At 66.9% G+C, this 1,120-nt stretch carries 1 protein-coding gene; it reads right to left on the reverse strand.

Annotated elements, in window-relative coordinates; translation table 11 throughout:
- The coding region (locus tag ACGFJ7_RS46790; RefSeq protein ID WP_360261784.1) for an IS481 family transposase at positions 1–994 on the reverse strand (994 nt) is incomplete at its 3' end.
- Positions 995–1,120 lie beyond the last annotated feature (126 nt).

The following is a 1,120-nucleotide window of genomic DNA, read 5'->3' on the forward strand; positions in this document are numbered from 1 at the left end:
TGTGCTGTCCAGGGACGTTGGTCAACCTGGTGATGGGTGGTAGGCCACCGATTGCTGAGTGGGGTCGGTGGTGATTGTAGTGATGCAGGAAGGCCGGTAAGGCCTTCCTGCGGGCCTGTTCGGAGTTGTAGTGCCGGGCGATGGCCCAGCCGTCGGTCAAGGTTCGGTGGAACCGTTCCACCTTGCCGTTGGTCTGCGGCCGATACGGACGGGTCTTCTTCGGTGTGATGCCAAGCTCCGCGCAGGCATCGCGCCAGGCGAACGATTTGTAGGCCGAGCCGTTGTCGGACAACACCCGTTCGACGGTGACGCCGCGCTGGGCGAACCAGGCGACGGCGTTGCGTAGTACGGCGATGGCGGTGACGGCTTTCTCGTCGTCGCGGATTTCGGCGTAGGCGACGCGGGAGTGATCGTCGATGACGGTGTGCACGAATGCGGTGCCGATCCGCGGTTCGTAGACCTTGTTGCGGGCGCCGGTGCGTCGCGCGGTCGTCTGCCGATTCCGTTCGCCTTGCAGCCGGCCGACGAAACGCCAGCCACCGCCGTCGGGGATGTTGCCGTACTTGGTGACGTCGACGTGCAGCATTGCCCCGGGATGCGGATGTTCGTAGCGGCGTACGGGCTCGCCGGTGATCCGGTCGAGGTGTGACAGCCGGTTGAGGCGGCAGCGCAGCAGGACGGCATGCACGGTCGAGGCTGGCATGCCCAAGCGGCCACCGATCTGGACCGGGCCGAGGCGTTGTTTCCAGCGTAGGTGCACGATCTTGCGGACCACCGGTCGCGGGGTCCGGGCCGGGCTGCGATGCGGACGCGACGAACGGTCGTCCATAGCGTCCGGGCCGGCTTGCGCGTAGCGGTCGGCCCAGCGTTTCGCCGTGCGCCAGGACACCTCGAAACGGCGGGCCGCCGCCGCGACCGGCCACCGGTCCTCGACGATCAGACGCGCCAGCCGCAGACGCGCGCGCGGGGTCAAAGCAGCATTACGGTGGAGCACGAAGGCCTCCTGGTTGCCGGAGCGGTTCCTAGACAGCTCCACTCCACAACCGGAGGCCTTCACCCGTCCAGAGTCAGATCAACTCGTCACACCACCTCGACCAACCTCCCTGGACAGCACACCTAG

Source organism: Actinoplanes sp. NPDC048988, assembly GCF_043197815.1.
Taxonomy (GTDB): Bacteria; Actinomycetota; Actinomycetes; order Mycobacteriales; family Micromonosporaceae; genus Actinoplanes.